Below are 25,197 nucleotides of genomic sequence, written 5' to 3'. Positions count from 1 at the left end.
ACGGCCATTCTGCTAGTCATGAACGCACAGCATTTCGACATCCTGATCATCGGCGCCGGGCTGTCGGGCATCGGGACGGCCGCTCAGTTGACCGCCGAGTTCCCGCACAAGACGCTGGCAGTGCTTGAGCGCCGCGAGCGCCTCGGCGGCACCTGGGACCTGTTCCGCTACCCGGGCATCCGCTCCGACTCGGACATGCTCACCTTCGGCTACAAGTTCCGGCCGTGGCAGCAGCTCAAGGTGCTGGCCGACGGGCCGTCGATCCGCCAGTACATCGCCGACACCGCCGTCGAGTACGGCGTCGACGAGAAGATCCAGTACGGGCTGACGATCACCCGTGCGGACTGGTCGAGCGCCGAGAGTCGCTGGACGGTGACCGCGGTGCACGAGGCGACGGGCGAGACGCGCCACTACACGTGTGGCTACCTCGTCAGCTGCACGGGCTACTACAACTACGACGCGGGCTATCTGCCGACGTTCCCCGGCGTCGAGCGGTTCGCGGGCCGCTGCGTGCATCCCCAGCACTGGCCCGAGGACCTCGACTACACCGGCAAGAAGGTCGTCGTGATCGGCAGCGGAGCGACGGCAGTCACCCTGATCCCCGCGATGGCGGGCGACGCGGCGCACGTGACCATGCTGCAGCGCTCGCCGTCGTACGTGTTCTCGCTGCCGGCGTTCGACAAGATCTCACAGGCGCTGGGCCGTTTCCTGTCCGAGGAGACGGTGTACAAGCTCGGGCGCAAGCGCAACATCGTGGTCCAGCGTTCGATGTACAAGGCGTGCAAGCGCTTTCCGAAGACGATGCGCCGATTCCTGCTGTCGCAGGTGCGCCGTCGCGTCGGCGCGTCGGTCGACATGAGCCACTTCACCCCGAACTACATGCCATGGGACGAGCGACTCTGCGCGGTGCCCGACGGCGACCTGTTCGACGTCCTGGCCTCCGGAGAGGCGTCGGTCGTCACCGACCAGATCGAAACCTTCACCGAGACAGGCATTCTGCTGAAATCGGGCCGCGAGCTGGAGGCGGACATCATCGTCACAGCGACCGGCCTGAACCTGCAGATGCTCGGCGGCATGGCGCTGTCGGTCGACGGCGAGACGCGCGATCTGTCCGACGCGATGACGTACAAAGGGGTGCTGCTGCAGGATCTGCCCAACATGGCCTTCATGTTCGGCTACACCAACGCGCCGTGGACGCTGAAGTCCGACATGGCCGGTGAGTATCTGTGCCGGCTGATGCGACACATGGACGACAACGGGTTCGGCGTGGCGACGCCCCGCGACGTCGAGGGCTGCGCGACGGCTGAGGGCATGCTGGACCAACTGCAGTCCGGCTACGTGCAGCGCGGCAAGGACGTCATGCCGCGCCAGGGTGCCAAGCTGCCGTGGCAGGTGCTGATGCACTACGAGAAGGACTCGCGGCTGCTGCTCGACGACCCCGTCGATGACGGCGTGCTGTCGTTCGACGCGACGCGGGTGGAGGCCTTGGCGTGAGCATCCATCCAGCCGTGGTCCGCGTCGCGCTGCGCGCCTGCCGACCACTATTGGCTTCCCGTCGGGTGACGGTCGGCGGCAAGCGCAGAATGTACGACCTCTTCACGCGGGTCGCTCGGGTGCCAACGGGTACCGGCTACGACGGCATCACCATCGCGGGTGTGCCGGTTGAGGGGGTGCGACCGGCGGGGGTGGACCCCGCCGGCGCGACGCTGCTCTACCTGCACGGCGGTGCGTATGCACTGGGGAGTGCCAAGGGCTATCGCGGCGTGGTGGCGCGGCTGGCCGACGCGGCAGGGATGACGGCGCTGGTGCCCGACTACTCGCGGTCGCCGGAGGCCCGCTACCCGGTTGCGCTCGAGGAGATGGTCGGCGTCTATCAGTCCTTGATTGCGTGTGGGGTCGGGCCGGAACGCCTTGTCATCGTGGGCGATTCGGCGGGCGGAGGACTGGCGTTGTCACTGGCCATGGCTCTTCGGGATCGCGGGATTCCTAGCCCGGCGGCGGTCGGCTTGATCTGCCCGTGGGCCGACCTCGCCATCGACATCGACGGTGGGCGGCCGAAGACTCGTGATCCGCTGATCAATCCGTCGATGGCCGCCGAGTGGGTGCCCAGGTACGTCGGCGAGCAATGCCCGCGGCAGCCAGGCATCTCGCCGGCGCACGGCGACATGGCGGGGCTGCCGCCGATCGTGCTGCATTCGGCAGGCGACGATCCGCTGTGCATCGATGCGGACAGGATCGAGAAGGCCGCCGCCGAAGCGGGGGCCGTCGAACACCGCAGGTTCGACGACCTGTGGCACGACTTTCATCTGCAGGCAGGCGTTCTCGCCGAGGCCGACGAGGCGATCAACGACATGGGCGCGCGGCTGCGCACCCTGATGACCGAAAAGGCGGCAGTGAAATGAGTTCGTTCGAGGGCAAGGTCGCGGTCATCACCGGCGCGGGTTCGGGTATCGGCAGGGCGCTGGCGCTCGATCTCGCGGCGCGGGGCGCAAAGCTGGCGCTCTCCGACATCGACGCCGATGGCCTCGCGGAGATGGTGCGTGCGGTGGAAGTGCTTGGGGCGCAGGTGAAGGCCGACCGTCTGAACGTCGCCGAACGCCAAGAAGTGCTGGCCTACGCCGACGACGTCGTCGCGCACTTCGGCACGGTGCACCAGGTGTACAACAACGCGGGCATCGCCCATAACGGCAACGTCGAGGATTCCGATTTCAAGGACTTCGAACGGATCATGGACGTCGACTTCTGGGGTGTGGTGAACGGCACGAAAGCGTTTCTGCCGCATGTGATCGCGTCAGGAGACGGGCACATCGTGAACATATCGAGCCTTTTCGGCCTGATCGCGGTGCCGGGGCAAAGTGCCTACAACGCAGCGAAGTTCGCGGTCCGCGGCTTCACCGAGGCGTTGCGGCAGGAGATGCTTGTGGCGGGGCATCCGGTGAAGGTGACGTGTGTGCATCCCGGCGGCATCAAGACCGCGGTCGCGCGCAATGCGACCGTCTGCGACAGCGAGGATGCGCAGACGTTCGCGGAGTTCTTCGACAAGTACCTGGCGCTACATTCGCCGGAGATGGCCGCGGCGACCATCGTCGACGGTGTCCGCGATGGCCGTGCGCGGGTGGTGATCGGCTGGGAGGCCAAAGCCCTCGACGTGCTGTCGCGGCTCTCGGGGTCGGGGTATCAGCGGGTGATGGCCACCGCGGTTCGGCGGTTCTTCCCGTGGGCCAACAAACGCTGACCGTCAGGCCATCTCGGGCACACGCAGGTGCGCGAGTGCCAACTCGAAGTCGCACTGGTCGAGTACCTCTGCGTTTGCTTCCCGGCTGCCCATCGCTTTGATCCTGTCCAGCTGGTCCTTGTTCTGCTCCATGGCTTCGGCGTTGTCGAAGGTCGCCGCGGCCACTCCGCGACCGGAGGCCCGGTCGACGAGCAGGCTGGCACTACAGAATCCGTCCAGTTCCTCGAGCGCGGGCAGGATGGTCGCGTTATAGAACTCGATGCCTCCGTCGAGTTGATCCGGATCGACCTTGACCCAGGTGGCTCGAACACAGGCGCCCTCGCCCGCGCGATGCTCGCGGTGCATGGCACCGATCTCCCATTCCTCGATTTGGGCGCCACCACCACCGAATAGCTCCGCGGCCCGGTCACGAATCGGCCGGAGGGACTCCGCGCTCGCGCGCATTGCCTCCTCGGACTCCCAGGAGCTGGTGGCAATGCAGCGGCCAGACGTCCGGTCGACCAACAAGGACAGGCCGACGCACCCGTCGATGGCCTCGAGCGCGGGCATCACCTTATCGCGCATGTGCGTAATACCGGCGTCGATTGATTCGGGCTGCGCCTGGATTGTGGTGCTTCGTGCATACGTGATCTGCCTCCGTTGTATGTGGGGCAGCGTCTCGACGGCGCCGCCGGACCATTTCATCGTCCTCCCACGGGCAAGGCGTGGCAATGGGTGGCGGCTGTCAGCCTGATGCAATTTCTGATTCGCTGAAACCCGCTGCGCACCGGAACAATACGTCCTTCACAATCGAGCGAAGCTAATCAGTTTTGCGGCCAGGTGGTGGTGGCGGCGACCGCCGAACCCGAGTTGAATTCACGTGCAAGAACCGCGCATGAAGCTGGGCATGCCGCTGGCCAGGATCGAGGCGTGGAGGCCCTCTCGGTCATGTTTGTCGCCGTCGGCACCCGTGTGCCGTCGTTGGCCGCGAAATCTTGCCCCCAATGCATCTGACGGACGCGCGGACCAAATGGAGACGACAGGTGAAACGTTCCCGCCTTCGGCGGCATGTACCTAATCGCCGCCATCGGACGCACTCCCGGACGCAGAACTGCTGGCGTTGCGCAGCCGGGCGATGATGCCGTCGAGGTCGCGGATGAACATGTCGGGCCGGAAGACGTGGCCGCCCGGCTCCTCATGCGCTTCATGTGGGATGCCGGCGGCGCTGAGGCGTTCGCGGAACTCCCGCTGGCCGGCAAGCACCTGGGTCTCCTGCACGCTGTCGAACCAGTTGACCGGGTCCGGACTGGTGCCCGCGACGAGGAAGATCCGCTTGTTGCGGTAGCTGTCGATGCGCTCGACCGGGTTGTCGGCGCTGACCCTGGCCTCGTCCCACGGCACACCGTAGACCGTGGCGCCGCCCAGTTCCACAACGGCCGAGCTCAGGTTTGCCCAATGCACGACGAGGCCGCCGTCCTGGCGCAGACTCGCCGGGCCGGAGTGGCTACTCACCGAGGCGAAGTGGCCGTAATACTTGGCTGCGTACTTCAGCGCACCGAACCCACCCATGGAGAACCCGGACACCGCACGGCCGTCGTACTCGGCGTACGTTCGGAAATTCGCCTCAACCCACGGGATCAGCTGGGCGATGTGGAACGTCTCCCAGTTCCGCGGGCCGACGAACGAGCCGACCGGGTTGGAGTACCAGCCCGCCTGCCCGCCGTCGGGCATCACGACGATGATCGGCTTTCCGGCGGTCCAACCGCGGATGCCCAGAAAGTCGAACTGGCGGAAGTCCGCGGCACCGCCGTGGAACATGTAGAGGACGGGATAGCGGAGTCCGCTGGTGCGGTAGTCGTCGGGAAGCAAGACATTGACACCGGGGTTCCAGCCGATCGCGTCGGTTTGGAACCGGTAGTACCACAGGCGAGGGTCGTTCTCGTTGCGGTCCACGATCCGCAGCCCGAATCCGTCGCCGCGCCCGACGAAGATGACCAGCACCTGTCCGACGTTGATGGAGTTGGGATTGGGGATGCCGTTGACGGAGGCGATCAGCGGATAAAGCGAGGCGTCACCATAGAAGCGCAGCGCCAATGCCGACAGTGTGTCCCCCGCGACAACCGTGAATCTCGCGATATCTGGGATGATCAGCCGTTGCCCCGCCGTGATGACGTTGGGATCGGCGATCCCGCTGGCGGTGGCGATCAGCCGATACAGCTCCGCGTCACCGTAGAAGCGTTGTGCCAAACCGGCCAGCGTGTCCCCCGCGACAACGGTGTATCTCGTGAAGTCGGGGACGATCAGCCGCTGCCCCACATTGATGACGTTGGGATCGGCGATCCCGCTGGCGGTGGCGATCAGCCGATAGAGCTCCGCGTCACCATAGAAGCGCAGCGCCAGTGCCGACAGCGTTTCCCCCGCGACGACAGTATGTGTTCTGACCATTTGAACCCCTCCTTCAGTTGCAACTAGCTCTGGTACCACAGCCGTAGACCGATGGTTGTCGGCGTGTTTGAACTGATAGGGCGGTGACTGTGGCACCTTTCGTAGTTTCGTGAGGACTGCCGAAAGTAATGATGCGGCAACCGCTGTAACCGCGGACTGAGATTTACAGGTGGGAGCGGAGGAACATCAGAACATCGTCTGCGGCGGCGCGCGCATACCCGGGTTCGCGCAGCTTCACCGCTAGACCGGGACCCACTGGCCGACTCGGGCGCGCTGGGCGATTGCTCCGCCGACGAGGACCTGCTCGAGTCCGTCGGCGAAGGTCGGATGGTCCTGGGTCTCAGGCGCTTTTCTGCGTTCGATGGCTGTGTAGACCGAGCGAGCGCACGGTGATGAGCGCGTCGATGAGCCGCCAGATGGGTGAGGCTGCGTGACGATGGGGCCAGGGACGCCGTCGCGACTGGCCTGGTTTTCAAGCCTCGTCAACAGACGGCGATGTCCTTGTCGGTGGGGGCGCTTCCGCTAGCGCGATCGTGACACCTGGATCGCGATGTCGCCCGTGCGGGCCGGTGTCTTGCCGCGGCCCGCGGTGACGTGAACGGTGACGGGCCGTCCCGTCTTCGCGTCGAGGAAGGAAAGCGGTGGGCGTCCGTCCTGTAGATGCTTGTCGCCCCATTGCACCAGCGACATGAATACCGGTAGGAGCTCCTCGCCCGCCTCGGTCAGGCGATACTCGTCGCGGGCACGGTGGCCGGGCTCGCGGTAGGGGACACGGGCGACGATCCCCGCCGCCTCCAGCTGCTTGAGCGAACGCGACACCGCGGGCGCCGAACTCTCGGTTCTTGTGACGAAGTCGTCGAAACGCACGGTGCCGAAGAACAATTCGCGAACTGTCTGAAACGCGATCTTGGTGCTCAGCACCTCGAGCACGCGCGTCATCGAGCAGGCGTCGCCGATGCACCACTGTGACCGGTCGCGCAAGGCGGGCTCGAACTCCATGGTCGACTCCATTCTGAATAACGCTTGCATTAGTCAGCTTAGCATGATTGCATGCAGATGACTAACGAAATCGTTAGTCAGATGCTGAGCCGGAAGGACCGACATGACCGTGGTCGACGCCCTCGCCGAACGCAACGACGACTTCGCCCGAACTCGCTTCGTTCCTGGCCTGCCGATGCTTCCTCGGCTGCGGACGCTCGTGCTGTGCTGCGTCGACCCGCGCGTCGATCCCGCGCACGTGCTCGGGCTGGAAACCGGCGACGCCGCCGTCATCCGCAACGTGGGCGGTCGCGTCACTCCCGACGTACTCGCCGAACTTGCCTTGCTGGCAAGGCTAGCCAGCTCCCTGGTCGGCTCTGCCGCTCCCGTCATCGACCTGATCGTCATGCAGCACAGCGACTGTGGCATCACGCGCCTGCAAGATCCGCCAGCCATGCTGGCCGCCTACTTCCACGTCGACCCCACGGCCCTTGCCGACAGGCATGTCGCCGACCCGCGCGCGGCCGTCGCATCCGACATCGCCGTCCTGCAGAGCGTTCCGCAACTCGCCGCCTGGTTCCGGGTCACCGGCGTCGTCTACGACGTCGACACCGGCCGCATCGACATCGTCCAGTCCGACGTGAAGGAACCAGCATGAGCACCGACGACCTCTACCTCATCACCGCGGCCACCGGAAAGACCGGTGCCAACGCCGTGCGAATCCTGCGCCAGGACGGCCAGCGGGTGCGGGCGCTCGTCCACACCCACGATGCCCGCGCCGAGGCGCTCGCGGAGCTGGGCGCCGAGCTCGTCACTGGCGACCTGCTCGACTTCGCTTCGGTGAGTTCGGCATTGGCTGGCGTCACCGCAGCCTACTTCTGCTACCCCATCGTCCCGGGGCTCCTGGATGCCACCGCCATCTTCGCCCAGGCGGCCACCGAGTCCGGCGTGACGGCCGTGCTCAACATGTCCCAGATCAGCGCTCGACGAGACGCGAAAAGCCATGCCGCGCAAAATCACTGGCTCGGCGAGCGGCTGTTGGATCGCTCGGCATTCGCCACTACGCACCTGCGACCCACGTTCTTCGCCGAATGGCTGGCCTGGCAGTGGTCGCGCGAGGATGATATCGGAGTGTTCCGGCTGCCGTTCGCCGACGGTCGGCACGCCCCCATCGCGGCGGTCGACCAGGCCCGCGTGATCGCCGCCATCCTGCGCAATCCCACACCTCACGACCGGCAGGTCTATCCGCTCTACGGCCCGACCGAACTCGATTATGACGGCATCGCCGCGAAAGTCGCGGCCGTGCTCGGCTTCCCGGTCCTCTACGAACCCGTCGACTTCGACACGTTCGCCGACGTGCTCCGCCTGGAAGGCCACGACGACTACTTTGTTCAGCACATCACCAACGTGGCGCAGGACTACCGCGACGGCATCTTCGCCGGATCCAACAACCTCGTCGAGGTGATCACCGGAACTCCAGCGCTGACCGTGGAGCAGTTCGCCGCAGCAAACCGCGACGCCTTCACGTCCGCCGGTCAGGCACCGGCTTGGGCAAAGGTGCGTGCGTAGCCATCCCACCCGACCCGAGCTTAGCGGGCAGCCCAGGGATGTCAGTCGAGCGGCAGATAGACGCGGTTGCCGTGTTCGGCGAATTCCCGGGACTTCTCGGCCATGCCGTCGCGGACTTCGTGGCTGATGCGCATCGAGCAGAACTTGGGCCCGCACATCGAGCAGAAGTGGGCCGTCTTGGCGGGCTCGGCGGGCAGCGTTTCGTCGTGGAACTGCCGCGCGGTGTCCGGGTCGAGTGACAGCGCGAACTGGTCGTGCCACCGGAACTCGAAGCGCGCCTTCGACAATGCGTTGTCGCGCTCCTGCGCGCGCGGGTGCCCCTTGGCAAGATCGGCCGCGTGGGCGGCGATCTTGTAGGCGATCACGCCGTCTTTGACGTCCTTGCGGTCGGGTAGACCGAGGTGCTCCTTGGGCGTGACGTAGCAGAGCATCGCGGTGCCGGCCTGGGCGATGATGGCCGCGCCGATGGCGCTGGTGATGTGGTCATAGGCCGGGGCGATGTCGGTGGCCAGCGGGCCGAGCGTGTAGAACGGCGCCTCCTCGCACAGCTGCTCTTCCAGCCGCACGTTCTCCACGATCTTGTGCATCGGGATGTGACCCGGGCCTTCGATCATCACTTGCACACCAGCCGATTTCGCGATCTTGGTCAGCTCTCCAAGCGTGCGCAGCTCGGCGAACTGCGCCTCGTCGTTGGCGTCGGCGATCGACCCGGGCCGAAGCCCGTCGCCCAGCGAGAACGTCACGTCGTAGCGCGCCAGGATCTCACAGAGCTCGGCGAAGTGGGTGTAGAGGAAGGACTCCCGGTGATGGGCCAGGCACCAGGCCGCCATGATCGATCCCCCGCGTGAAACGATGCCGGTGACCCGCTTGACCGTGAGCGGGATATAGCGCAGCAGCACCCCGGCGTGCACCGTCATGTAATCCACACCCTGTTCGGCTTGCTCGATCACGGTGTCGCGGTACACCTCCCAGCTCAGCGCGGTGGGGTCGCCGTTGACCTTCTCCATCGCCTGATAGATCGGCACTGTGCCGACCGGCACCGGCGAGTTGCGCAGGATCCACTCCCGGGTCAGGTGAATGTCGCGGCCGGTCGAGAGGTCCATGACGGTGTCGGCGCCCCAGCGGGTGGCCCACACCATCTTGTCGACCTCTTCGGCGATCGACGACGTGACCGCGGAATTGCCGATGTTGGCATTGATTTTCACCGCGAAAGCCTTGCCGATGATCATCGGCTCACTCTCGGGATGGTTGTGGTTGGCGGGGATGACCGCGCGGCCGCGGGCCACCTCATCGCGGACCAGCTTGGGCCGCACGCACTCACGGGCAGCGATAAATGCCATCTCGGGCGTGACTTCACCGGCGCGGGCACGCTGAAGCTGGGTGCCGCGATCGCGCCTGACCGCTGACCGTGGCGGCAGACCCGCGGAAAGATCGATCATCGCGTCGGTTTCGGTGTATGGGCCCGAGGTGTCATAGAGGTCCAGGTGCTCACCATTGGACAGGTTCACCCGCCGAAACGGCACCCGTCCGCCCTGCACATCCGCGAGGTCCCGGTAGATCTTGGTGCTGCCCGCAATCGGGCCCGTGGTCACGGACGCGCCAAGACCGGCTGGCAGATCGGTCATGAAGTCATCTCCCTACCCCTACCGCTACGCCTGCGCACTCCATTCACAGGGCTTTCAGTTCCTGGCTGATGTCGGCGACCGACGACTTTGCGTCACCGAAGAGCATTGCGGTCTTCGGGTCGAAGTACAGGTCGTTGTCGATGCCGGCGAATCCGGCGCTCATCGAGCGCTTGAGCACGATGACCGACCTCGCCTGGTCCACGTTGAGGATCGGCATCCCGTAGATCGGCGATGCGGGGTTCGAGCGGGCCGCCGGGTTCGTGACATCGTTGGCACCGATGACCAGCGCCACGTCGGCGCGGCTGAACTCGCCGTTGATCTCGTCCATTTCCTTGAGCTGCTCGTACGGGACGTCGGCCTCGGCGAGGAGCACGTTCATGTGGCCCGGCATCCGGCCCGCAACCGGATGGATGGCATGTCTGACCTCCACGCCTCGTTCCTCGAGCAGGCCGGCCATCTCGCGCACCGCGTGCTGCGCCTGGGACACGGCCATGCCGTAGCCGGGGACGATGACCACCTGGCTCGCGTACCCCATCTGCATCGCCGCGTCGGCCGCACTGGTCTGCCGTACGGTCTGGTCCACGGGACCGCCGGCCGGGCCTGCGGCCGAGCTGGTCCCGCCGAATCCGCCGGCAACAATGGCCGGGATCGACCGGTTCATGGCCTTGGCCATCAGGTTGGTCAGGATCGTGCCCGAGGCGCCGACGATCATCCCTGCGACGATCATCGCGGTGTTGTCCAGCGCGAGCCCGGTCGCCGCGGCGGACAGTCCGGTCAGCGCGTTGAGCAGCGAGATAACGACCGGCATGTCCGCGCCGCCGATCGGTAGCACGACCATTACGCCGAGCACCGCTGCCGAGAGTAGGACACCGATGATCATCAACTCGGATCGTTGGCCAAGACCGATCGCGACGGCACAACCGATGGAGACGAGCAGTAGTGCCGCGTTGAGCGGTTGCTGTGCCCGGCCGAGCGTGATCGGCCTGCCCGGCAACACCTCCTGCAGCTTGCCGAAGGCGATCAGCGATCCCCAGAAGGACACCGAACCGACGATTGCGGCGAAAATCGAAGTGACCGTGACATATCCGGCCACCGTCGCGAAGCCGTGGCTGTCCCGGAACTCCACCCACGCCACCAGGGCCACCGCACCGCCGCCGACGCCGTTGAACAGCGCCACCAGTTGGGGCATCGCGGTCATCTTGACCTGCCTTGCCGACGGCACGCCGATGACCGTCCCCAACGCGAGACCGAGCGCGATCAACAGCCAATTGCTCGTCCCCGGCTTCAGCAGGGTCGCCACGATCGCAATCGCCATGCCGACGCCGGCGATTATGTTGCCACGCACCGCTGTTCGTGGACCAGTCAGGCCCATCAGGCCGTAGATGAACAGGGCGAACGCAACAATGTAGAGAATCGAGATGAGCTCATTCATGAACGGCCGCCGTCCTTCCCGATTCGGAAGCCGGCTTCTTCTTGAACATGCCGAGCATTCGGTCTGTGACAAGGAACCCGCCTACCACGTTGATGGCGCCGAAGGCGATCGCGATCACCAGCAACGTCCGCTCGAACACCCCGGACGCGGAGCGGCCGAGTAGCACGAGGCCGGCGAGCAGGACGATGCCGTGGATGGCGTTGGTCCCGGACATCAGCGGGGTGTGCAGGGTGTTGGGCACCTTGGAGATCACGGAGAAGCCGATGTAGCCGGCCAACACCAAGATCGCCAGGTTGGACAGGAGTGTCATCGGGCCTCCGTCAACTGGTCGCTGGTCGCGGTCACGCAGCACGCGGAAAGGATCTCGTCGGAGAGGTCCGGCACGATCTCGCCGTCGGCCAGCATGTGTTCGAGCAGCGCTGCGACGTTGCGCGCGTAGAGCTCGCTGGCGTGCTCCGGCATCGTCGCAGGCAGGTTCAACGGCGAGGCGATGGTGACGGCGTGCCGAACAACGGTCTCCCCGGCCACGGTGAGCTCGCAGTTGCCACCCGCTTCACCGGCGAGGTCGACAACCACGCTGCCCGGCCGCATTCGGTGTACCGCCTCGGCGGTGACGAGTCGAGGTGCCGGGCGGCCCGGAACGAGGGCCGTGGTGATCACGACGTCGAAACCCGAGATCGCCTCTGTGAGTCGCAGTTGCTGCTCGGCCTGCTCCTCGGTGGTCAGCGTGCGGGCGTAGCCGCCATCGCCTGCGGCCTGAACACCGAGCTCCAGCCACTGGGCGCCCAGCGACCGAACCTGTTCGGCGACCTCGGGCCGAACGTCGAACCCGGTCGTGCGGGCGCCCAGCCGCTTGGCGGTGGCCAGCGCCTGAAGCCCGGCAACGCCCACGCCGAGTACCAGTACCGCGGATGGCTTCACCGTTCCGGCGGCCGTGGTGAGCATGGGGAAGAAGCGCGTCGAGCATTCGGCAGCGCATAGCACCGCCTTGTAGCCGGCCACATTGGCTTGAGAGGACAGCGCGTCCATGGTCTGCGCCCGAGAGATCCGTGGCACCGCTTCCATGGCGAAGCCGGTGACGCCCGCAATGCGGAGTCGGTCAGCGACGTCGGGGCGAGTGCGTGGTGCCAGGAATCCGGCCACGATGGATCCGGGCTTCATGAACGTGATTTCGTCGTCGGTCGGTGGGTTCACCTTCACCACGACGTCGGCAGGCCAGGGATCACCGACGGTGGCTCCGGCCTCTTCGTAGTGCGCGTCGGGGATGAGCGCCCCGGCCCCGGCCCCGGCCTCGATTATGACGGAAAGGCCTGCGCCGCAAAGTCGTTCGACGATCTTGGGAACCAGCGCAACGCGTCGTTCGCCCGGGGCGGTTTCCCGGGGCACTCCGATAAGCGTCATAGTCCTCTTCCTGGCTGTGGCCGGGCAGAACGCTCCTGGCGGTTCACGTCGATGTGGTGCTGCGGCGATGCCAAGGCCGGGGGCAGAGCCACGCTAGCATATCGCATACAGTATCCACCAGAGCCTGGTCGGCATCAAGACGGCGGGGGCGTGCGATCTCGGCGAGTATTCAAGGCGGGCACTCGATCTGTACGCATTTCCCGTTGGGCCGCCAAGCGTCCCCCAATTGGGTGATAGACACCGCATCGACGAGTGCATACAGTATGCGATCAAGGAGGTAGTCGTGAAGATCGCAGTCGTGGGTGCCGGAGCAATCGGCGCCTATTGGGGAGCCGCACTACATCGCGGAGGCGCCGAAGTGCACCTCATTGCACGGAACGAACACCTGCACGCGATGCGGAAAAACGGTGTGCGCGTGATCAGTCCGCGTGGCGACTTCGTGGCATATCCGAATGCGACGGACGACCCGGCCGAGATCGGGCCCGTTGATTACGTTTTTCTCGGGCTGAAAGCGCACAGCTATCCGTCCTGCGGCCCCCTGGTGAAACCGCTGCTCGGCGAGAACACGGCGGTGCTGCCTGCGCAGAACGGGATCCCCTGGTGGTATTTCCACCAAATGCCAAGCCCGTATCGCGGCCGTCGGATCGAGGCCGTCGATCCCGGCGGAGCCACCAGCGCCGTGCTGTCACCGGAGCGGGCCATCGGCTGCGTGGTGTATCCAGCCACCACGATCGAGGCGCCAGGAGTGATCCGGCACCTCGAGGGCACCCGGTTTTCCATCGGTGAGCCGTCGGGAGAGATCTCGGCGCGCTGTAAGGCGTTGAGCGACGCGATGATTGCCGGCGGATTGAAGGCGCCGGTCGAGGCCGACCTGCGCAACGACATCTGGATCAAGCTGATGGGCAACGTCGCGTTCAATCCGCTCAGCGCGCTGACCAGAGCGACGATGGTCGAGTTGTGTCAGCACCCCGGCACCCGGCGCGTGGTCATCAAGCTGATGGAGGAGACGCTCGACATCGCCGCCAGGGTGGGCAGCACCCCCGACATTTCCATCGAGAAACGGCTGCGCGGGGCCGAGAACGTGGGACACCACAAGACCTCCATGCTGCAAGACCTCGAATCGGGCAAGCAATTGGAACTCGACGCCATCGTGACCGCGGTGGTGGAGATGGCAGACCTGACCGGCGCCGACGCTCCCACCCTGCGCACCATCCATGCCGCCACCGAACTGCTCGCACGCACGTGCGCGCCTGCATCGTCGCAGGCTATCGCGCAGAAGTAAATTCGTCCGTTATGTCCCGAGAGGACCAACCTTGAACCGTCGCGCCAAGATCGTCTGCACCTTAGGGCCCGCCACCAGTACCGCGCCGCGACTGGCCGAACTCATCGACGCCGGAATGGATGTCGCGCGGCTGAATTTCAGCCACAGCACCCAAGCCGAGCACTCGCTCGTCTACGACATGGTCCGTCAGATCTCCGCCGAACGCGGTCGTCCGGTCGGGGTGCTCGCCGATCTGCAGGGACCCAAGATCCGGCTGGGCCGGTTCGCCGCGGGCCCGGTGGTTTGGGCCACCGGTGAGCGCATCGTGATCACCACCGCCGAATGTCGGGGCGATCACGACCGGGTCTCCACGACATACGCGGGGCTGGCCGCCGATGTGCGGCCGACGGATCGGCTGCTCGTCGACGACGGAAAAATCGACCTGCGGGTGGTCGATGTCAACGGCGACGACATCACCTGCGAGGTTATCGGGGGTGGTCCGGTCAGCGACCACAAAGGCATCTCGCTGCCGGGCGTCGCGGTGAGCGTTCCGCCCCTGTCCGAGAAGGACATTGATGATCTGAAGTTCGCCCTCGAGCTCGGGGCCGACATGGTGGCCATGTCATTCGTCCGGGCTCCCGAGGAGGTGAAGCTCGCGCGCGCCGTCATGGACGAGGTCGGCAAGTGGGTGCCCATCATGGCCAAACTCGAGAAGCCGGAGGCGGTTTCGGACCTCAAGGCGATCGTGGATGCGTTCGACGGACTGATGGTCGCCCGCGGGGACCTCGGTGTGGAGATGCCGCTGGAGCAGGTCCCGCTGGTGCAGAAGCGGGCCATCGGCCTGTGTCGCCAGGCAGCCAAACCGGTGATCGTGGCGACCCAGATGCTGGATTCGATGATCTCTGATCGGCGCCCCACCCGGGCCGAGGTCTCCGACGTGGCCAACGCCATCTTCGACGGGGCGGACGCAGTCATGTTGTCCGCCGAGACGAGCGTCGGGGCGTATCCGGCCCACACGGTGGCCACGATGGCGCGCATTGTCGCTGCGGCCGAAGACGCGCCGTGCGACGAGATCACACCGGAGTGGGCTGCCGAGGAAAGCGATGCCGGCGTTGGCGACGCGGTCGCCGCGGCCGCCTGCGAATTGGGCCGACAGCTCGGCGCGAAGGTGCTGTGCTGCTTCACTCGTACCGGCGACACGGCCCTGCGCCTGGCGCGCCAGCGATCGCCGCTGCCGCTGGTGGCCTTCGCGCACGACGAGTCGGTACGGGCTCGATTGGCGTTCTCCTGGGGCATCGAGTCCGCAGTGCTGGCACCCGCGACCACGGCCGAAACCCTGCCGACCGAGGTGAGTCGGGGGTTGGCGGCCATGGGCATGCGGCATCCGGGAAGTCTGGTCGTGGTGGTGTCAGGCAGCCGCAGCGGCGTATCGGGGTGCACCGACTCGGTGCGCGTGCTGCGCATCGACTGATCGTGCGGGCTAGTCGGCCCGCGAGCAGACGCAAAATCGCCCTAGACACGCGCTCGCAGTGCGATTTTGTGTCTGCTCGCCGTGATGGGCCGGATCGCTCAGGCCGAGCCGACCCGAGACTCGAGTTCGGTCAGCTTGGCGCGCAACGCCTTCTCGGCTTCCCGGCGCTCGCTGATCTCGCGCATGATCGCCGATATCCCGACGATCTGGTCGGCGTCGTCCCGCAGTAGCGCGACGCTGAACTCGACCGACAGCCTGCGCCCGTCACGGTGAGTGGCAGGCACGCTCAACAGCGTGTCGCCGTAGCGGGTGTATCCGGTGAGCATTGTCTGCCGGTAGCCCCTCCAGTGCCGGTCCCGCAGCTTCTCGGGGATGATCACGTCGAGGCTCTGGCCGACGATCTCGGCTGCCGAAAACCCGAAGACCCGCTCCGCTCCGTTGTTCCACAGCCGAACGATTCCGTCCGGATCCGTCACCACGATGGCATCGGGCGCTTCGGTCACCGCCGCTGCGGCGAGCCAGGCCCAGGTGACACCGCCTTCGGCGCTCTCCGGAACTGTGTGCGTTGTCTCGCTCATTTGTTGCCTCCCCACATCGCCGTTCCACGGTGGACATTTCCGTCGATCCATGAGTACCATACCGAATAAGCCATACTGTATACAATCAACGATGACGGGAAGGAGCGCCCATGCTGCTACGCCAGCTGGAGTACTTCGTCGCCGTCGCCAGGGAACGACACTTCGCCCGCGCCGCGGAAGCCTGCTACGTATCCCAGCCTGCCCTTTCTACGGCGATCGCCAAACTGGAACGCGAGCTGAACGTCACGCTGATCAACCGGGGCCAGAACTTCGAGGGTCTGACCCTGGAGGGCGAACGGCTCGTGGTGTGGGCCAAGCGACTGCTCGCCGATCACCACGGCCTCAAGGCCGAGGCGGCCGCGCTCCGTTCGGGCATCTCCGGCACGCTCCGCCTTGGCACCGGGCCCACGGTGTCCACGACGATGGCCCAGCCCGTGGCCGCATTCTGTGCGTTGCACCCGCTGGCCAAGGTGAAGGTCTGCTCGCGACTGTCATCCACCGAGTTGCTGCGGCAGCTTCGCAACTTCGAGCTGGACGCCGCCATCGCCCACTTCGGGCCCGATGACCAGTTGGGCCTGACGGTAGTGCCGCTCTACGAGGAGCAATACGTGTTGCTCGTGTCAGGGGAGAAGTTGGCGCCGGGCGCCCAAACCATCACGTGGGCTCAGGCTGCGGAGCTGCCGCTGGCGTTGCTGACACCGGACATGAGATTTCGTCAGTTCATCGACAAGGCGTTCGCGAGCAGTGGGGCGCTTGCGACCCCTCAGGTCGAAACCGATTCGGTCGCTTCCCTTTACGCACACGTGGCGACCGGAGCGTGGGCGAGCGTGGTGCCGCACACCTGGCTGCGCGCGATGCCGGTGACGAGTGCCGCGAGGGCAATCCGGCTCGTCGAGCCGGAAGCGACGGCGCCAATCTCAATGGCGATTCACGCGGCGGCCCCCGGTTCGGTCGCCGCAAGAGCGTTTCTGAATGTGGCGGCCGGGCCGCACCTCGTCGGCGACCTGAGCGGGCAGTGATGCTTCGGCGACAGCCGGGGACGGCGCGGAAGTCCGTGATAACCACCGTTTATCGACTCGTTGACGACAGGTCTTGGACGCGCCGGCCGACGGCGTGAAAAGTGTTAGTAGCTAAAGGAAATTTCGAATCAGCTTCGGCTTCGAACAGTTAGGAAGGGTCCACATCATGACCGTCGCTCCCACGCGAGACACGGAGGCGCAGGGTGCCGACGACACGGGCACTCTCACTGATGGGATCCACCTGGTCGTCGACGCACTCAAGCTCAACGACGTGCACACCATCTACGGAGTCGTCGGGATCCCGATCACCGACCTGGCTCGGCTAGCACAGGCGTCGGGCATCCGCTACATCGGCTTCCGCCACGAGAGCGACGCCGGCCATGCGGCCGCGGCGGCGGGGTTCCTGACGAAGAAGGCGGGCATCTGTCTGACCGTTTCTGCTCCGGGCTTCCTCAACGGGCTTGTGGCGCTTGCCAATGCCACCACCAACTGCTTCCCCATGGTGCAGATCTCCGGTTCCAGCGAGCGCCATCTCGTGGACCTTCAGCGAGGCGACTACGAAGAGATGGATCAACTGGCGGCGGCCAGGATGTTCGCCAAGGCTGCTTACCGGGTATCTCGGGCCGAGGACATCGGCCGCGGGGTGGCGCGCGCGATCCGCACCGCGGTGTCCGGCCGCCCCGGAGGGGTTTACCTGGACATCCCGGCCGCGGTGCTCGGCGAGGTGATCGATGCGGAGCAGGCCGCGGGGACGCTGTGGCGGGTCGTCAACCCGGCCCCGCGGCAACTGCCTGAAGTCGACACGGTCGACTCCGCGATCGCCCTGCTCGCCGACGCCAAACGGCCCCTGATCGTGCTCGGCAAGGGGGCCGCATATGCGCAGGCGGACGAGCAGATCCTCGAGTTCGTCGAGACCACCGGCGTGCCGTACCTGCCGATGTCGATGGCGAAGGGCCTGCTGCCCGACGATCACCCGCAGTCGGCCGCCACCGCCCGGTCGTTGGCGCTGAAGCGGGCTGACGTGGTGATGCTCGTCGGCGCCCGGCTGAACTGGCTTCTCGGACACGGCGATGCGCCGCAGTGGAACCCGGACGCCAAGTTCATTCAGGTCGACATCGCCGCCGCGGAGATGGACAGCAACCAGCCCATCGCGGCTCCGCTCGTCGGCGACATCGGCTCTGTGATGGAGGCGCTGCTCGAACGGGCCAAACCAGGTCAGATCACCGTCCAAACGGAGTGGCGCGAGGAGCTGACGGCGAAGTCGGCGCAGAACGTCGGCAAGATGGCGGGCCGCCTCGAGGCCGCGCTGGCCGCCCACCCGATGAAATTCCTCGGCGCCATCCAGGCCATCCGCGATGTCCTGCACGACAATCCCCAGGTCTATGTGGTCAACGAAGGCGCGAACGCGCTTGACCTGGCGCGCAACACAATTGGCATGCAGGTACCCCGGCACCGGTTGGACAGCGGAACGTGGGGTGTGATGGGCATCGGCATGGGCTACGCGATCGCCGCAGCCGTGGAGACCGGTGAGCCGGTTGTCGCGATCGAAGGCGACAGTGCGTTCGGGTTCAGCGGAATGGAGCTGGAGGCGGTCTGCCGGTACAACCTGCCGATCGTCACCGTCATCCTCAACAACAGCGGCGTCTACCGCGGTGACGACGTCTCCGCGTCCGCCGACCCGGCACCGACCGCCCTGCGGGCACGTCACGAGTTCATGATCAAAGCCTTCGGGGGCAAGGGATATCAGGCAACAACGCCGACCGAGGTCGCCGCCTGCCTGCGGGAGGCCCTTGCATCGGGCAGGCCTGCGCTCATCGACTGCGTCATCGACCCCTCCGACGGCACCGAGAGCGGCAACATCGCTCACCTCAATCCCAAGGGCATCACCAACAAGTGAACGCCTGACCGTACAGAGCACGAAGACGAAAACATGGAAAGGAAACGTCTCATGACCGAATTACCGCTCTCCGGCATCAAAGTGATCGACTTCACCGGCGTCCAGGCAGGCCCGGCGTGCACACAGATGCTCGCCTGGTTCGGAGCCGACGTCCTCAAGGTCGAGCGCCCTGGCGGGGGTGACGTGACGCGGGGTCAGTTGCGCGACATCCCCGATGTCGACGCCCTGTACTTCACCATGCTCAACAGCAACAAGCGCTCGTTGGCGATCAACACGAAGTCACCCGAGGGACTGGAGGTGATGGAGAAGCTGATTCGCGGGGCCGATGTGCTGGTCGAGAACTTCGCACCGGGGGCCATGGACCGGATGGGCCTGTCGTGGGACAAGCTGCAGGAGTGGAATCCGCGGTTGATCTTCGGCTCTGTCAAGGGATTCAACGATGCGTCACCGTGGAATGACCTCAAGGTGTACGAAAACGTCGCGCAGTGCGCAGGCGGCGCCGCGTCGACCACCGGCTTCTGGGACGGCCCGCCGACGGTAAGCGGTGCGGCCCTCGGCGACAGCAACACGGGCATGCATCTGCTGATCGGTATCCTCACCGCGCTGATCGCGCGCGACAAGACCGGAAAGGGTCAGAAGGTCTCGGCCTCGATGCAAGACTCCGTGCTGAACCTCTGCCGGGTCAAGCTCCGCGATCAGCAGAGGCTGGAAGCCGTTGGCTACCTTGAGGAGTACCCGCAGTACCCGAACGGCGAGTTCGGCGACACCGTCCCCCGTGGCGGGAACGCGGGCGGGGGTGGTCAGCCGGGCTGGGTGCTCAAGTGCAAGGGCTGGGAGAACGACCCCAACGCCTACATCTACTTCACCGTCCAGGAGCAGAACTGGAAGCGCACGGCCGAGGTCATCGGCAGGCCGGAGTGGGCCGAGGACCCGGGCTACAGCACCGCCCTTGCCCGCCAGGACAAGATCTTCGACATCTTCGCCGAGATCGAGAAGTGGCTGGCCGACAAGACCAAGTACGAGGCGGTCGACATCCTGCGCGAGTGGGAGGTGCCGTGTGCGCCGGTGATGAGCATGAAGGAACTCGCTGTCGACCAGGCGCTGCGCGAAGCGGGCAGCATCGTCGAGGTTGATCAGAAGGGCCGCGGGTCGTTCCTGACCGTCGGCAGCCCGATCAAGTTCTCCGCGTTCAAGCCCGAGATCACGGGCGCACCACTGCTCGGCGAGCACACCGACGAGGTTCTTGCCCAGCTGGGATACGACGCGGACACCATCGCCGAGTTCCACAAGAACAAGGTCGTCGTCTAGCCGGCCGTGCGAGTGAGAACCGCCCCTGGCCGGAATCCTGGGGCGGTTCCACCCACTTCTCATCCGTTCACCTGGCCCGCCGGAGGAAGCCCATGAATCCCACGACGACAGGGGAGGCCAACACGACGGTCGCAGCCCTGGTCCGAGACATCGCCGCCAGCCTCCGCACGCAGCGCGGCGCCCTGCTGCCGATCCTGCACGCGGTTCAGGGAGTCTTGGGCCATGTGCCGCCTGAGGCCATCCCCGTGTTGGCGGATGAGCTCAACCTTTCTCGGGCCGACGTACACGGAGTCGTCAGCTTCTACCACGATTTCCGTACCGAACCGGCCGGGCGCGCGACGGTCCGCGTCTGCAGGGCCGAGGCGTGTCAGGCTGTCGGCGCCGGAGGATTGGTGTCTCACCTGCGGGATCGCTATGGCGTGTCGATGGGGGAGACGAGCCGGGACGGATCGCTGACCGCCGAACAGGTTTTCTGCCTCGGCAACTGCGCGCTCGGGCCCGCCGCGCAGGTGAACGGCCGGCTACACGGTCGGCTGGACGAGGATCGGCTGTCCTCGATCATCGAGAAGGCGATCTCGCAATGAGCGCGGCACCGGTGACCGTCTACGTGCCAAGGGATTCCGCCGCGACATCGGTCGGCGCGGACGAGGTCGCCGACGCGCTGCTGCGCGCCGCTGCGCGGGTAGGACGGCCAATCGAGTTGGTTCGCAACGGTTCTCGCGGAATGCTGTGGCTGGAACCACTGGTCGAGGTGGTCACGCCCGATGGACGTATCGGCTACGGACCCGTCACCCCGGGCGCCGTCGATGACCTCGTGGCCGCTGGCATGTTCGATGGCGCGCAGCACCCGTCGCGACTGGGCGTGGTCGAGGATCTACCCTGGCTGGCGACGCAGAACCGGGTCACATTCGCCAGGGTCGGCGTCACCGATCCGTTGTCTCCCAACGACTATCTCGACCACGGCGGCATCGCCGGTCTACGTCGGGCATTGTCGATGTCCCCGGCCGACGTGGTCGCCGAGGTCACCGACTCCGGGCTGCGCGGTCGCGGCGGTGCCGGTTTCCCAGCAGGCATCAAATGGAAAACCGTCCTCGAATGCGTCGACGAACTGAAGTTCGTCTGCTGCAACGCCGACGAAGGCGACAGCGGCACGTTCGCCGACCGGATGGTCATGGAGGGGGACCCGTTCATGCTCATCGAGGGCATGACGATCGCGGCATACGCCGTCGGCGCGAGCGAGGGGTACATCTACATCCGGTCGGAGTATCCCGACGCGGTGGCCACGATGCGCTCGGCCATCGGAATCGCAAGGGGCCAAGGGTGGCTCGGGGCCAACGTGCTCGGCTCGTCGCTGAATTTCGACCTGCATGTCCGGGTGGGGGGCGGCGCCTACATCTGCGGCGAGGAGACCTCCATGCTGGAGAGTCTCGAGGGCAAGCGCGGCATGGTCCGCGCAAAGCCGCCGATCCCGGCCATCAACGGTCTGTTCGGCAAGCCAACGGTGGTGAACAACGTGCTCACGCTGGCCAGCGTGCCGACCATCCTTGCTGACGGTGCGCAGGCGTATCAGGAACTCGGCGTGGGACGGTCACGGGGTACCCAGCTCTTCCAGCTCGGCGGGAACGTCCGCAACGGCGGCATCGTGGAATTGGCCTTCGGGGTGACGCTGGGTGAGCTCGTGGACGGTTACGGAGGTGGCACGCGTTCTGGACGTCGCGTGCGTGCGGTCCAGGTCGGCGGGCCGCTCGGCGCGTACCTGCCGACGTCCAAGTTCGACCTTCCGATGGACTACGAGGCGTTCGTCGCGGCCGGTGCAATGGTCGGCCACGGCGGCATAGTGGTGTTCGACGACACCGTCGACATGGCGGCCCAGGCCAGATTCGCCATGGAGTTCTGCGCCGCGGAGTCGTGCGGCAAGTGCACACCGTGTCGGGTGGGCTCGGTGCGCGGCGTCGAGGTGATCGACCGGATCACTGCGGGTGAACACCCCGACGAGAACCTTGCCCTACTCGAAGACCTCTGCGACGTCATGACCGATGGCTCGTTGTGCGCCATGGGCGGTCTCACCCCGATGCCGGTCCGCAGCGCGATCACGGAGTTTCCCGACGATTTTCTGGCCAGGCAACCGATTTCGCCAGGCATGCAACTGCCCATCAGCGTGAGGACGGAAGGCACACCATGACGTTGCTCAAGGAACCCGACTTCGGCACCCCGGCGAAGGACGGTCCCGCGTCTGTCTCGCTCGAGGTGGACGGGCTGCGCGTCGCCGTCCCCGAAGGCACGTCCGTCATGCGGGCGGCCGCGCTGGCCGGTGTCGATGTGCCCAAGTTGTGCGCAACCGACAGCCTCGAAGCGTTCGGGTCCTGCCGGCTCTGTCTGGTCGAAATCGACGGCCGCCGTGGAACTCCCGCTTCGTGCACGACCCCGGTGGCCGACGGCATGGTGGTCCGGACCCAGACGCCGAAGGTCGCCAAGCTCCGCGAAAGCGTCATGGAGCTCTACATCTCCGACCATCCGCTGGATTGTCTGACCTGCTCGGCCAACGGCGATTGCGAATTGCAGGACATGGCGGGCGCAGTCGGACTGCGTGAGGTCAGGTACGGCTACGACGGGGAGAACCACCTCGACGCCGTGGTCGACGACAGCAACCCGTACTTCGACTTCGACCCGTCCAAATGCATTGCCTGCTCGCGCTGCGTGCGGGCCTGTGACGAGATCCAGGGCACCTTCGCGCTGACCATCGAGGGCCGCGGCTTCGAATCGAAGGTGTCGGCAGGCGCGGGCGAGTCGTTCATGGACTCGGAGTGCGTTTCGTGTGGCGCCTGCGTGCAGGCGTGCCCGACGGCCACCCTGCAGGAGAAGTCGGTGATCCAGCTGGGGATGCCGTCCCGCTCGGTGATCACCACGTGCGCCTACTGCGGCGTCGGCTGCTCGTTCAAGGCGGAGTTGCGCGGCGACGAACTGGTCCGCATGGTGCCCCACAAGGACGGCGGCGCCAACGAGGGGCACTCGTGCGTGAAAGGACGGTTCGCTTTCGGCTACGCGACCCATCCGGACCGGGTGCTCAAGCCGATGGTTCGCGACAAGATCACCGACCCGTGGCGGGAGGTCGAGTGGGATGAGGCGATCGGAACCGTCGCGCGCCGGATGCTCGACATCAAGGCCCGGCACGGCGCGGGGGCGATCGGCGGGATCACGTCGTCGCGGTGCACGAACGAAGAGGTCTACGTCGTCCAGAAAATGGTTCGCGCCGCATTCGGCAGCAACAACGTGGACACATGTGCCCGGGTGTGCCACTCGCCCACGGGATATGGGCTCAAGCAGACCTTCGGTGAGTCGGCAGGTACGCAGGACTTCCGGTCGGTGGCGCAGGCCGACGTCATCGTGGTGATCGGGGCCAACCCGACCGACGGGCACCCGGTGTTCGCGTCCAGGATGAAGCAGCGGCTGCGCCAGGGTGCCCGGCTCATCGTAGTCGACCCGCGTCGCATCGACCTGGTGCGCTCGCCACACATCGAGGCCGACCACCACCTCCAGTTGAAGCCGGGAACGAACGTGGCGGTGGTCAATGCCATGGCCCACGTGGTGGTGACCGAGGGCCTGGCCGACAAGGCGTTCGTCGCGGCCCGGTGTGAGGGATTCGACGAGTGGGCCCGGTTCATCTCGGGCGACGAGCACAGCCCCGAGGCGGTCGAGTCGATCACCGGCGTGCCCGCAGAGGAGTTGCGCGCGGCCGCGCGGCTGTACGCCATGGCGCCGAACGGAGCCATCTACTACGGCCTTGGCGTGACCGAACACAGCCAGGGCTCGACGACGGTGATGGGGATGGCAAACCTGGCGATGGCGTGCGGCAATATCGGCCGCGACGGTGTCGGCGTCAACCCGCTGCGCGGTCAGAACAACGTGCAGGGCGCCTGCGACATGGGTTCTTTCCCGCACGAGCTGACCGGATACCGGCACGTGTCGGACGACGCCGTGCGCACTGTGTTCGAAAACCTCTGGGGTACAACGCTGTTAGCAGAGCCGGGGTTGCGCATTCCGAACATGTTCGACGCGGCGATCGACGGCACATTCCGGGGGCTGTTCGTGCACGGGGAGGACATCGCGCAGTCCGACCCGAACGTCAAGCATGTCTTGGCCGCGCTCGGCGCGATGGAGCTCGTGGTGGTCCAGGACCTGTTCCTCAACGAGACCGCCAAGTACGCCCACGTGTTTCTGCCTGGCGCGTCGTTCCTCGAGAAGGACGGCACCTTCACCAACGCCGAACGCCGGATCAACCGGGTCCGTGCGGTGATGAAGCCCAAGAGCGGCCAGCACGAATGGGACATCGTCTGCCAGATCGCCACGGCCATGGGCTATCCCATGCATTACGACCACCCGAGCCAGATCATGGACGAGATAGCCTCTGTCACACCGACATTCGCTGGAGTATCGTTTGACCGGCTCGACGAGGTGGGCAGCATTCAGTGGCCGTGCGACGAGCACGCTCCCGATGGCACGCCGATCATGCACGTCGAATCGTTCACACGGGGACTAGGCAGGTTCATGCCGACCCCGTTCGTGCCGACGGACGAGCGCAGCACGCGGCGCTTTCCGTTGATCCTGACCACGGGCCGGATTCTGAGCCAGTACAACGTCGGGGCGCAGACCCGGCGCACGGCGAACATCGCCTGGCACCAAGAGGATCTGCTGGAGATCCATCCGCACGACGCCGAGGGCCGGGGTATCACCGACGGCGACGAGGTCACATTGAGCAGCCGGGTAGGCGAGACGACGCTGCGTGCGCAGCTGTCGGATCGGATGCCGACAGGCGTCGTGTACACCACATTTCATTATCCGGTCACCGGGGCGAATGTGGTGACGACGGAGAATTCCGACTGGGCGACGAACTGCCCGGAGTACAAGGTGACGGCCGTCCAAGTCACGCTCACGCACCCGCTCGGTCATCTGCAGGGCGCGGCCGCAGACCGTGTGCTGGCCGCCGGACTGGTGGAATGAC

The 25,197-nt window shown here is 66.0% G+C and carries 21 protein-coding genes; 13 read left to right on the top strand and 8 right to left on the bottom strand.

The features are described 5' to 3' along the window. Positions 1 to 18: 18 nt before the first annotated feature. Genes D6M19_RS18390 through D6M19_RS18380 form a run of 3 tightly spaced genes read left to right on the top strand, consistent with a single transcriptional unit; the run spans position 19 to position 3,235 of the window. Positions 19 to 1,494 carry a flavin-containing monooxygenase gene (locus tag D6M19_RS18390; RefSeq protein ID WP_123026683.1) on the top strand — a complete coding sequence of 492 codons (1,476 nt, stop codon included), beginning with the start codon at positions 19 to 21 and terminating at the stop codon, positions 1,492 to 1,494. After that, positions 1,491 to 2,402, top strand: a complete 912-nt coding sequence (locus D6M19_RS18385) for an alpha/beta hydrolase (RefSeq protein ID WP_206428565.1) — start codon at positions 1,491 to 1,493, stop codon at positions 2,400 to 2,402. Before D6M19_RS18390 ends, D6M19_RS18385 begins: the two co-directional genes overlap by 4 nt. Next, positions 2,399 to 3,235 carry an SDR family NAD(P)-dependent oxidoreductase gene (locus D6M19_RS18380; RefSeq protein ID WP_123026682.1) on the top strand — a complete coding sequence of 279 codons (837 nt, stop codon included), beginning with the start codon at positions 2,399 to 2,401 and terminating at the stop codon, positions 3,233 to 3,235. Before D6M19_RS18385 ends, D6M19_RS18380 begins: the two co-directional genes overlap by 4 nt. Before the next feature lie 3 nt (positions 3,236 to 3,238). On the opposite strand, the gene D6M19_RS18375 is transcribed toward D6M19_RS18380, so the two are convergent. The 3 genes from D6M19_RS18375 to D6M19_RS18365 form a co-directional block, all read right to left on the bottom strand. Continuing rightward, on the bottom strand, positions 3,239 to 3,919 hold the full coding sequence (locus D6M19_RS18375; protein ID WP_123026681.1) for an antibiotic biosynthesis monooxygenase: 681 nt from the start codon (positions 3,917 to 3,919) through the stop codon (positions 3,239 to 3,241). A gap of 369 nt (positions 3,920 to 4,288) precedes the next feature. Then, entirely contained in the window at positions 4,289 to 5,659 is a 1,371-nt protein-coding gene (locus D6M19_RS18370; protein WP_123026680.1) for an alpha/beta hydrolase-fold protein, read from the bottom strand. A gap of 522 nt (positions 5,660 to 6,181) precedes the next feature. Continuing rightward, positions 6,182 to 6,658 (bottom strand): winged helix-turn-helix transcriptional regulator, encoded by a 477-nt coding sequence (locus tag D6M19_RS18365; protein ID WP_123026679.1) that lies wholly within the window; start codon positions 6,656 to 6,658, stop codon positions 6,182 to 6,184. A 103-nt stretch (positions 6,659 to 6,761) separates the two neighbouring features. Between D6M19_RS18365 and D6M19_RS18360 the strand changes: the two genes are divergently transcribed. Then, entirely contained in the window at positions 6,762 to 7,295 is a 534-nt protein-coding gene (locus D6M19_RS18360) for a carbonic anhydrase (RefSeq protein ID WP_123026678.1), read from the top strand. After that, on the top strand, positions 7,292 to 8,206 hold the full coding sequence (locus D6M19_RS18355; RefSeq protein WP_123026677.1) for an NmrA family NAD(P)-binding protein: 915 nt from the start codon (positions 7,292 to 7,294) through the stop codon (positions 8,204 to 8,206). The genes D6M19_RS18360 and D6M19_RS18355 overlap by 4 nt, the downstream gene beginning before the upstream one ends. A gap of 41 nt (positions 8,207 to 8,247) precedes the next feature. Here the strand turns inward: D6M19_RS18355 and thiC are convergent, their stop codons facing one another. Genes thiC through D6M19_RS18335 form a run of 4 tightly spaced genes read right to left on the bottom strand, consistent with a single transcriptional unit; the run spans position 8,248 to position 12,664 of the window. Continuing rightward, complete coding sequence (gene thiC / locus D6M19_RS18350; RefSeq protein WP_123026676.1) at positions 8,248 to 9,831, bottom strand: phosphomethylpyrimidine synthase ThiC; 1,584 nt, start codon at positions 9,829 to 9,831, stop codon at positions 8,248 to 8,250. Positions 9,832 to 9,874: 43 nt separating this feature from the next. After that, entirely contained in the window at positions 9,875 to 11,263 is a 1,389-nt protein-coding gene (locus tag D6M19_RS18345; RefSeq protein ID WP_123026675.1) for an NAD(P)(+) transhydrogenase (Re/Si-specific) subunit beta, read from the bottom strand. Then, entirely contained in the window at positions 11,256 to 11,573 is a 318-nt protein-coding gene (locus tag D6M19_RS18340) for an NAD(P) transhydrogenase subunit alpha part 2 (RefSeq protein ID WP_123026674.1), read from the bottom strand. The genes D6M19_RS18345 and D6M19_RS18340 overlap by 8 nt, the downstream gene beginning before the upstream one ends. Continuing rightward, on the bottom strand, positions 11,570 to 12,664 hold the full coding sequence (locus D6M19_RS18335; RefSeq protein ID WP_123026673.1) for a Re/Si-specific NAD(P)(+) transhydrogenase subunit alpha: 1,095 nt from the start codon (positions 12,662 to 12,664) through the stop codon (positions 11,570 to 11,572). Before D6M19_RS18335 ends, D6M19_RS18340 begins: the two co-directional genes overlap by 4 nt. A 283-nt stretch (positions 12,665 to 12,947) precedes the next feature. Between D6M19_RS18335 and D6M19_RS18330 the strand changes: the two genes are divergently transcribed. Beyond that, on the top strand, positions 12,948 to 13,946 hold the full coding sequence (locus tag D6M19_RS18330) for a 2-dehydropantoate 2-reductase (protein WP_123026672.1): 999 nt from the start codon (positions 12,948 to 12,950) through the stop codon (positions 13,944 to 13,946). A 31-nt stretch (positions 13,947 to 13,977) separates the two neighbouring features. After that, a complete protein-coding gene (gene pyk / locus D6M19_RS18325; RefSeq protein WP_164478566.1) occupies positions 13,978 to 15,396 on the top strand; it encodes a pyruvate kinase in 1,419 nt (472 codons plus the stop codon). A gap of 98 nt (positions 15,397 to 15,494) precedes the next feature. Here pyk and D6M19_RS18320 read toward each other — a convergent pair whose 3' ends face one another. Then, complete coding sequence (locus D6M19_RS18320; RefSeq protein WP_123026670.1) at positions 15,495 to 15,974, bottom strand: PAS domain-containing protein; 480 nt, start codon at positions 15,972 to 15,974, stop codon at positions 15,495 to 15,497. A 110-nt stretch (positions 15,975 to 16,084) separates the two neighbouring features. Between D6M19_RS18320 and D6M19_RS18315 the strand changes: the two genes are divergently transcribed. The 6 genes from D6M19_RS18315 (at position 16,085) to fdhF (ending at position 25,196) form a co-directional block, all read left to right on the top strand. Then, on the top strand, positions 16,085 to 16,993 hold the full coding sequence (locus tag D6M19_RS18315) for a LysR family transcriptional regulator (protein WP_123026669.1): 909 nt from the start codon (positions 16,085 to 16,087) through the stop codon (positions 16,991 to 16,993). Positions 16,994 to 17,159: 166 nt separating this feature from the next. Beyond that, on the top strand, positions 17,160 to 18,890 hold the full coding sequence (oxc, locus tag D6M19_RS18310) for an oxalyl-CoA decarboxylase (RefSeq protein WP_123026668.1): 1,731 nt from the start codon (positions 17,160 to 17,162) through the stop codon (positions 18,888 to 18,890). Between the two features lie 51 nt (positions 18,891 to 18,941). Continuing rightward, positions 18,942 to 20,198 (top strand): formyl-CoA transferase, encoded by a 1,257-nt coding sequence (gene frc, locus D6M19_RS18305; RefSeq protein ID WP_123026667.1) that lies wholly within the window; start codon positions 18,942 to 18,944, stop codon positions 20,196 to 20,198. A gap of 92 nt (positions 20,199 to 20,290) precedes the next feature. Next, positions 20,291 to 20,782 (top strand): formate dehydrogenase subunit gamma, encoded by a 492-nt coding sequence (locus D6M19_RS18300; RefSeq protein WP_123026666.1) that lies wholly within the window; start codon positions 20,291 to 20,293, stop codon positions 20,780 to 20,782. Next, positions 20,779 to 22,380 carry a formate dehydrogenase beta subunit gene (locus D6M19_RS18295; RefSeq protein WP_123026665.1) on the top strand — a complete coding sequence of 534 codons (1,602 nt, stop codon included), beginning with the start codon at positions 20,779 to 20,781 and terminating at the stop codon, positions 22,378 to 22,380. Before D6M19_RS18300 ends, D6M19_RS18295 begins: the two co-directional genes overlap by 4 nt. Then, a complete protein-coding gene (gene fdhF, locus D6M19_RS18290) occupies positions 22,377 to 25,196 on the top strand; it encodes a formate dehydrogenase subunit alpha (protein ID WP_123026664.1) in 2,820 nt (939 codons plus the stop codon). Before D6M19_RS18295 ends, fdhF begins: the two co-directional genes overlap by 4 nt. Position 25,197 lies beyond the last annotated feature (1 nt).

The sequence above is a fragment of the Mycolicibacterium stellerae genome (assembly GCF_003719305.1).
GTDB lineage: Bacteria > Actinomycetota > Actinomycetes > Mycobacteriales > Mycobacteriaceae > Mycobacterium > Mycobacterium stellerae.
This window is presented reverse-complemented; position numbering and strand designations above follow the sequence as displayed.

Excerpts from the sequence above, each read along its gene's own strand:
- D6M19_RS18300 (WP_123026666.1), top strand. The coding sequence starts at position 20,291 with ATGAATCCCACGACGACAGGGGAGGCCAACACGACGGTCGCAGCCCTG.
- D6M19_RS18295 (WP_123026665.1), top strand. The coding sequence starts at position 20,779 with ATGAGCGCGGCACCGGTGACCGTCTACGTGCCAAGGGATTCCGCCGCG.
- D6M19_RS18320 (WP_123026670.1), bottom strand. The coding sequence starts at position 15,974 with ATGAGCGAGACAACGCACACAGTTCCGGAGAGCGCCGAAGGCGGTGTC.
- D6M19_RS18360 (WP_123026678.1), top strand. The coding sequence starts at position 6,762 with ATGACCGTGGTCGACGCCCTCGCCGAACGCAACGACGACTTCGCCCGA.
- fdhF (WP_123026664.1), top strand. The coding sequence starts at position 22,377 with ATGACGTTGCTCAAGGAACCCGACTTCGGCACCCCGGCGAAGGACGGT.
- D6M19_RS18340 (WP_123026674.1), bottom strand. The coding sequence starts at position 11,573 with ATGACACTCCTGTCCAACCTGGCGATCTTGGTGTTGGCCGGCTACATC.
- D6M19_RS18390 (WP_123026683.1), top strand. The coding sequence starts at position 19 with ATGAACGCACAGCATTTCGACATCCTGATCATCGGCGCCGGGCTGTCG.
- D6M19_RS18380 (WP_123026682.1), top strand. The coding sequence starts at position 2,399 with ATGAGTTCGTTCGAGGGCAAGGTCGCGGTCATCACCGGCGCGGGTTCG.
- D6M19_RS18370 (WP_123026680.1), bottom strand. The coding sequence starts at position 5,659 with ATGGTCAGAACACATACTGTCGTCGCGGGGGAAACGCTGTCGGCACTG.
- D6M19_RS18355 (WP_123026677.1), top strand. The coding sequence starts at position 7,292 with ATGAGCACCGACGACCTCTACCTCATCACCGCGGCCACCGGAAAGACC.
- D6M19_RS18345 (WP_123026675.1), bottom strand. The coding sequence starts at position 11,263 with ATGAATGAGCTCATCTCGATTCTCTACATTGTTGCGTTCGCCCTGTTC.
- thiC (WP_123026676.1), bottom strand. The coding sequence starts at position 9,831 with ATGACCGATCTGCCAGCCGGTCTTGGCGCGTCCGTGACCACGGGCCCG.
- frc (WP_123026667.1), top strand. The coding sequence starts at position 18,942 with ATGACCGAATTACCGCTCTCCGGCATCAAAGTGATCGACTTCACCGGC.
- D6M19_RS18375 (WP_123026681.1), bottom strand. The coding sequence starts at position 3,919 with ATGAAATGGTCCGGCGGCGCCGTCGAGACGCTGCCCCACATACAACGG.
- D6M19_RS18335 (WP_123026673.1), bottom strand. The coding sequence starts at position 12,664 with ATGACGCTTATCGGAGTGCCCCGGGAAACCGCCCCGGGCGAACGACGC.
- oxc (WP_123026668.1), top strand. The coding sequence starts at position 17,160 with ATGACCGTCGCTCCCACGCGAGACACGGAGGCGCAGGGTGCCGACGAC.
- D6M19_RS18315 (WP_123026669.1), top strand. The coding sequence starts at position 16,085 with ATGCTGCTACGCCAGCTGGAGTACTTCGTCGCCGTCGCCAGGGAACGA.
- D6M19_RS18365 (WP_123026679.1), bottom strand. The coding sequence starts at position 6,658 with ATGGAGTTCGAGCCCGCCTTGCGCGACCGGTCACAGTGGTGCATCGGC.